General features: G+C 41.8%; 8 protein-coding genes. 3 read left to right on the plus strand and 5 right to left on the minus strand.

The window, feature by feature from the left end; translation table 11 throughout:
- Positions 1 to 245: 245 nt before the first annotated feature.
- Complete coding sequence (locus tag ACKI5B_RS11640) at positions 246 to 722, minus strand: pyridoxamine 5'-phosphate oxidase family protein (RefSeq protein ID WP_407428934.1); 477 nt, start codon at positions 720 to 722, stop codon at positions 246 to 248.
- Positions 723 to 1,037: 315 nt separating this feature from the next.
- On the minus strand, positions 1,038 to 1,379 hold the full coding sequence (locus ACKI5B_RS11645; RefSeq protein ID WP_407428936.1) for a nitroreductase family protein: 342 nt from the start codon (positions 1,377 to 1,379) through the stop codon (positions 1,038 to 1,040).
- On the opposite strand from ACKI5B_RS11645, the gene ACKI5B_RS11650 reads away from it, so the two are divergent.
- The 3 genes from ACKI5B_RS11650 to ACKI5B_RS11660 all read left to right on the plus strand — a co-directional run bounded on the left by ACKI5B_RS11650 (position 1,345) and on the right by ACKI5B_RS11660 (position 3,202).
- Positions 1,345 to 1,476 (plus strand): winged helix-turn-helix transcriptional regulator, encoded by a 132-nt coding sequence (locus ACKI5B_RS11650; RefSeq protein WP_407428938.1) that lies wholly within the window; start codon positions 1,345 to 1,347, stop codon positions 1,474 to 1,476. The two genes, ACKI5B_RS11645 and ACKI5B_RS11650, sit on opposite strands and share 35 nt — an antisense overlap.
- 352 nt (positions 1,477 to 1,828) lie before the next feature.
- On the plus strand, positions 1,829 to 2,128 hold the full coding sequence (locus ACKI5B_RS11655) for a hypothetical protein (RefSeq protein WP_407428940.1): 300 nt from the start codon (positions 1,829 to 1,831) through the stop codon (positions 2,126 to 2,128).
- Between the two features lie 72 nt (positions 2,129 to 2,200).
- The gene (locus tag ACKI5B_RS11660; RefSeq protein WP_407428942.1) at positions 2,201 to 3,202 is read left to right on the plus strand and encodes a metal ABC transporter substrate-binding protein; all 1,002 of its coding nucleotides are present in this window, start codon (positions 2,201 to 2,203) and stop codon (positions 3,200 to 3,202) included.
- Positions 3,203 to 3,232: 30 nt separating this feature from the next.
- Here ACKI5B_RS11660 and ACKI5B_RS11665 read toward each other — a convergent pair whose 3' ends face one another.
- The 3 genes from ACKI5B_RS11665 to metE form a co-directional block, all read right to left on the minus strand.
- Complete coding sequence (locus ACKI5B_RS11665) at positions 3,233 to 4,084, minus strand: DUF368 domain-containing protein (RefSeq protein WP_407428944.1); 852 nt, start codon at positions 4,082 to 4,084, stop codon at positions 3,233 to 3,235.
- 85 nt (positions 4,085 to 4,169) lie between these two features.
- A complete protein-coding gene (locus ACKI5B_RS11670) occupies positions 4,170 to 5,333 on the minus strand; it encodes an iron-containing alcohol dehydrogenase (RefSeq protein WP_407428946.1) in 1,164 nt (387 codons plus the stop codon).
- 133 nt (positions 5,334 to 5,466) lie between these two features.
- Positions 5,467 to 6,377, minus strand: a 911-nt coding sequence (gene metE, locus ACKI5B_RS11675) for a 5-methyltetrahydropteroyltriglutamate--homocysteine S-methyltransferase (protein ID WP_407428948.1), incomplete at its 5' end; no start/stop codon positions are given.

Here is a 6,377-nt window from a genome sequence, read left to right on the forward strand (position 1 = left end):
GATGCTGGGATATGATTTCAAGCAGCTGATTCGATTAATGAACACCTAAGAAAAAAAACAATTAACGAAAATCTACAAAATTCATTTAACATAAAAAAGGCTGCCCTTTATTGAAAATATTTCAACTTTAAGGACAGCCCCGCTTCGGCTACCCAGCAAGAGCGAACTCTTACCCGGTTGATACTAGTGTAACCTGATAAAGTATTTTGTCAATATTTCGATTATAGGGGAAAAACTAAAATACCTTACGACTCGTTTACGAGTTTTCCCGTCATGTGTTCAATTTCCAGTTCCAGGCACTGAACTCGTGGCAGGGCGTTTTTAAGTTCTTTTTCCAGGTATTCTTCGTCATCTGTAAACTTCTGAACCAGCTTTGTGCAGATTTTACGGGTGAGGTCCGGGTCGGTTACAAGGCGGATTTTTCCGAAGACGATTACGCTGTTGATATTCAGCGCCCATTCACCGTTTTTTCGGTAGCCTTTGTCGTACACGCAGAAGCTTGCCTTGTCGTAGTTTTTGATGGCGTCAATTTTGTGACCTTCTTTTGCGCCGTGGAAATAAATCTTGTTGTCTTCTTCGCTGTAAAGGTGTGAAATCGGTAGCCCGTACGGATATCCGTCATCTCCGAGGAGGGACAAAACTCCGCGCTTTTCGTTTTTGAGGATTTCGATGCACTGTGCATCACTTATCTGCTGTTTGAATCTTCGCATTGGTCTGAACATGATTTCGACTCCTACTTCTTATTTATAAAATACAGCCCCACAAGGCAGATTGCAACGCTAGATAAAGTGTGTTTGAAAAAATGATGATTAAAAGCGGCCAGATGTAATTAATCATGGGCGACTCCTTATAAAAAGATTGCCCATCTTCAACGACCTAACGATGTGGCTGAATGTTTTAGGGAAGCTTCCCGCACATTCCTACCCGGTGGCAGATATTTGCATTATAGATGAAATCCGGATTCTTGTCAGTTGGAATTAAGCCGCATCAGTCCGAGCTGATACGGCCGTCCGGTTTATTGTTCGATATGTAATTTTTTACTTTACGTATACGATATTATCGAAACTCTTTGGTGCGTGGGGTTTGTTATCTTCTGAATAGCCGAATACAATCATTGCCTGTGGTACTGCATTTTCTGGGATTTTTGCAGCTGCTTTAATTTCTGGAATGGCGAATGCAAGTGTTGGACTAACAAGGTAGCATGAAGCAAGACCAGAGTCGGTTGCGGCAATGAGCATATTTTCCCCGGCACAAGCGGCATTTGCGACTGTCATGTTCTGTGAATTCGGATCTGCAGCCTTGTCTGTAGAAATAACAACTGCAACAGGAGCTCCGTACATCGGATTGAAGCCAGGATTTGAAGCAAGCTTTACCGGCATCTCAAACACCGTTCTTACATCTACTCTCAAGGAACTTGAAGAAAAGGGACTTGTTCACCGCGAACAGTTCAACGAGATTCCGCCCCATGTAGAATAGTCAGCAACAGAAAAAGCAGCCAGCCTGCGTCCCGTCTTCGATGCAATGTGGAAGTACGGTGAGGAGAATTTGTAAAAATCAGCTTTTTGAATACACGCTCAAGCCAACCAGAAGGCAGCCGCAACAGCAAAGGTGTGCTGCTGCATTATTTCTTTCAAATCCATATCTTAAAGATAAGCAGGAAATCTTGTTCTTGCAAAGCGCTCAACCAGAAACTTTGAAATCTTGTATTTAGCAGAGATTTTTATGCATAACTTAAATAAATGAGAATGGTTCTCAAATTCACTTGACACTGCGTCTTCTATTCGTATAATTTGAGAATCATTCCCAAATTACAAAGGAGGAGAAGAATTTGCCGTCACAAAACAGCCGTTTTCATAAAGCCGCATCGCTTATTTTTGCTTTTTTGCTGCTTTTTACGCTCACTCTTTTTTCTTCGTTTCATCACATTGAGCACGACTGCCCTGGAGATGACTGTCCAGTCTGTGCTCTCGTCCAAACTGTAAAAACAAATCTTTCTGCCTTAAATTTTACTCCCCAAAACTTTGTCCAAGTCCATCAAAGTTACGGGAGCACTCTTTTATATACCATTCAATCTTCTTTCTGTGTGCTTTTAACACCGGTCACAGAAAAAATCCGCCTTAATAACTGAAAACTTCCTCTTTCAAACTACGCCTTAATAAAAAGGCTCTGCAATCAAAAATTAAACATAGAGGAACTCATTATGAAATTAAACAAATTATTCACAGCAGCCTGTGTGCTGTTTACATTGACGGTATCTGCAGTTTTTGCAGCAAAAAAGCCTGCAGACGGGCAAAAACTCAAAATCGTAACGACAATCTTCCCTGAATACGACTGGGTAAAAGAAATTGTAGGAGAAAATGCAGACAACATTGAACTTACGCTTTTATTGAACAACGGCGTAGATTTACACAGCTATTCGCCAAGCGTAAAAGACATTGCAAAAATTGCCGGATCAGATATTTTTATCTATGTCGGTGGCGAAAGCGATGAATGGGTAGAAGACGTACTCAAAAATGCTAAAAATCCAGACCTTAAGGCAATAAATCTTCTGGAAGTGCTCGGCGAGCGTGTAAAAGAAGAAGAAATCGTTGAAGGCATGGAGCATGAGCACGAACATAATCATCATGAATCTGAACATCATCATGATGAACATGAAGAAGAACCCGAATACGATGAGCATGTCTGGCTTTCGCTTCGCAATGCAAAAATCCTCTGTGGTGCAATCTGCGATGCCCTTTCAGAAAAAGACAGTGCAAATTCTTCTATATATAAAGCAAATCTTTTGTCCTACACTAAGAAACTTGATGCGCTGGATTCTGAATATACAAAGACGGTAAAGACTGCCGGCACAAAAACACTGCTTTTTGGAGACCGCTTTCCGTTTCGTTATCTTGTTGATGACTATGGCTTAACATACTATGCGGCTTTTGCCGGCTGCTCTGCTGAAAGTGAAGCAAGCTTTAAGACAATTGCCTTCCTTTCTGAAAAAGTGAACGAGCTTAATTTAAAGTCAGTCTGCCAGATTGAAAGCGGAAACGGAAAAATTGCAAAAACCGTAATTTCAAACAGCAAAAACAAAAAAGCAAAAGTGCTCACTTTTGATTCCATGCAGTCGGTAACGGCAAAGCAGATAAAAAAAGGTGCAGACTACCTTGGCATAATGGAAAAAAATCTTTCAGTGCTTAAAGAAGCACTGAGGTAACAGAGCGTTATAGCGGTAAGTAACTGGGTGTTATTCGCCCAGTTTTACTGTGATGATAAAACCTGCCGCAAAGCAGATTACAGAGGCTGCAACAGAAAGCACTGTAACAGCAGGGAAAGAGCCGAGAAGAATCATGGCAAAGGGGGAAGCTGCAATCAGACCGATAATTGAATAGTAGGCATAGCGAGGAAATTTATTGAAGATATATTCGATTAACTTGGCAACTGCAACAATTCCAAAAAGAACGCCAAGTCCAAACGGACATAAAACACCGAAACCGTGCAAAAGTCCGCTTACATCCAGATTTATGAGCGAGCGGATAAAATTATTGATTTCTGTAAGAATCGGATTGTAGTAACCCATCAAAAGAAGAACCATTGAACCGCTTACACCCGGAATTACCATTGTTGCCGCCGCAATAAGCCCCACAAAAAAGAATATAATTACGTTCACAAAAGAAATGGCTGTGCTTGCCTGACTTCCTTCTGTTCCGCTCAAAAGTGCAAGACCTATGATTAAAGCAAAGAAAATTAGAAAGAAAACAATGTGAAGAATATTCGGCTTTTCGCCCTTTACTTTTTTAATCATTGCAGGTAAGCCGCCTAAAATAAGTCCGACGAAAAAGATTGTAGTAGGAAGGGGAAATGCTTTAAAAAGATACTCGATAGTAAAAGAACCGCCTACGACAGCAATTGCCATGCCGAGCACGATTGGAATTAAAAATTTGATGTTTCCTTTGATATCATTAAAAAAATGGCTGATACAGCTGATGATTTTGTCATAAATTCCCATGGAAACCATCATGGTTCCGCCGCTCACGCCCGGAATAATATTCGCAATGCCGATGGCGATGCCACGCAAAATATCTTTAATTACATTCATCTGTATTCTCCTGTAAAAACTCCGCGTTAGCGGAGATGCCTGTAATTATATAATATTTGCGTGGCTTTACAATACGGGTGAACTCTTAGAGAGATGCCTTTAAAATTGCAAGTAAATCGTCTTCTTTGAGCGGAGCCCATGCGTTTTCAAGGCCTTCGTTTACGGCAATGTGATGTGCCATTTCAGAAAGTCTTGACTCATTGATTCCGACTTCCTTAAGGTGCATTGGAATTCCGATTGATTCAAAAAAGTCGTAGGTTGCCTGAATTGCTTTTTCTGCAATTTCAAACTTGTCGAGGTTTGAATCGATTCCGAATACATTTACGCCGTATTTTACAAAGCGGTCTACAGTCTTTTCGCTCAAAATGTGCTTCATCCATCTAGGAGTGATGATGGCAAGGCCTTCTCCGTGAGTGATGTCGTAGTAAGCACTCAAAGCGTGTTCGATTCCGTGGCAGGGCCAGCCGGACATACTGTTTCCGAGTGAATAGATTCCGTTACAGCCGTAGGTACAGTCGAGCATGAGTTCTGCACGTGCAGTGTAGTCATCCGGTTTTGAAAGGGCAGTGCGGGTATGAGTCATAAGGCTCTTAAGTGCACTTTCCATAAAGCCGTCGTTCAAAAGGGTAGAGTCTTGAACAAAATACTGTTCCATAATGTGGTTCATTGCATCTGCACAGCCTGCAGCTGTCTGTTTTTTAGAAACGGTAAATGTGTAGGTCGGATCAAGAATTGAACAGACCGGGAAAAGGTGCGGATCCATGTAGCCGATTTTATCGTTTGTTTCTGTGCGGGAAATGACACCGCCGCAGTCGTATTCGCTTCCAGTGGCTGCAAGAGTAAGAATGTCAACGATTGGAAGGGCGGCCTTTGCACGTACTTTGTAAGAAATCAAATCCCACGGGTCGCCGTCATAGCATGCACCTGCAGCAATTGCCTTTGAGCAGTCAAGAACGCTTCCTCCGCCTACAGAAAGAATTACGTCTATCTTCTTTTCTTTACAGATTTTAACGCCGGCTAAGACAGACGGGTCGTATTTTGGGTTTGGCTGAATGTCAGCAAGTTCGTAAATTTCAAAATTCTTTAGAAGTTCTTTTACTTTGTCGTAAAGTCCAAGTTTTTTGATTGAGCCGCCACCATAAGTCAAAAGGATTTTCTTTCCAAGTGGTGCCATAACCTCCGGCAGATTTTTTACAACGCCTTTTCCGAAAATAAGACGTGTCGGTGTCATGTAGTCAAAGTTCTGCATAATAAATACCTCTTTTAGTATTATTTATTAGTTACAAAGTGTAACTAATAAATAATATATTAAACAAAATATCACTTGTCAAGAAAAACATTTAGGAAAGAACAGAAGGCAGACGGGTGAAAATTTTAGCATATCAGGCTGAAATTTGGCAGAAATCTGAATCCCGCTCCCTAAGTTCTTTTGCTGCCTGTACCAGATTTTTTAAGGCTTCTTCCGTTTCTGCCTCACCGCGGGTTTTAAGACCGCAGTCAGGATTTATCCAGAGCTTTTCGCGCTTTACTTTTTCAAGCATTTTCTTTGCGGCACACCTGATTTCTTCTACGGACGGAACGCGCGGAGAATGAATGTCATACACTCCAGGACCTACTTCCGTCTTAAAATCGGCATTTTTGAGTGCATCCAGAATTTTTAAGTCTGAACGGCTTGCTTCAAAGGTAATGACATCAGCATCCATTGCATCGATTTCGCGGATAATGTCGTTAAACTCAGAATAGCACATGTGTGTATGAATCTGGGTTTCAGGGCGGACTTTAGCGTGTACTAAGCGGAAGGCAGGAATTGCCCAGTCAAGATATTCTGTATGCCAGTCAGAGAAGCGGAGGGGAAGCTTTTCGCGAAGGGCAGCTTCATCAATCTGAATGATTTTAATGCCGTTTTTCTCGAGGTCGAGCACTTCTTCACGGATTGCAAGTGCAATCTGTTCTGCCTGCTCCTTAAGTGATATGTCTTCGCGTACAAAAGACCAGTTTAAAATCGTTACAGGGCCGGTAAGCATGCCTTTTACAATCTTTTTTGTTTTGCTTTGTGCAAAGACTGACCATTTTACGGTCATTGCTTCGCGGCGGGCAACATCACTCCAGATAACAGGCGGCTTTACGCATCTTGTTCCATACGACTGAACCCACGCATTTTCTGTAAAAATATAGCCGTACATCTGACTTCCAAAGTATTCGACCATGTCGTTCCGCTCATATTCTCCGTGCACCAGAACGTCAAGGCCAAGTTTTTCCTGCAGGGCGATACATTCAGCAATCTTTTCTTTGT

Source organism: Treponema sp. (genome assembly GCF_045657965.1).
In the GTDB taxonomy this organism is placed as follows: domain Bacteria; phylum Spirochaetota; class Spirochaetia; order Treponematales; family Treponemataceae; genus Treponema_D.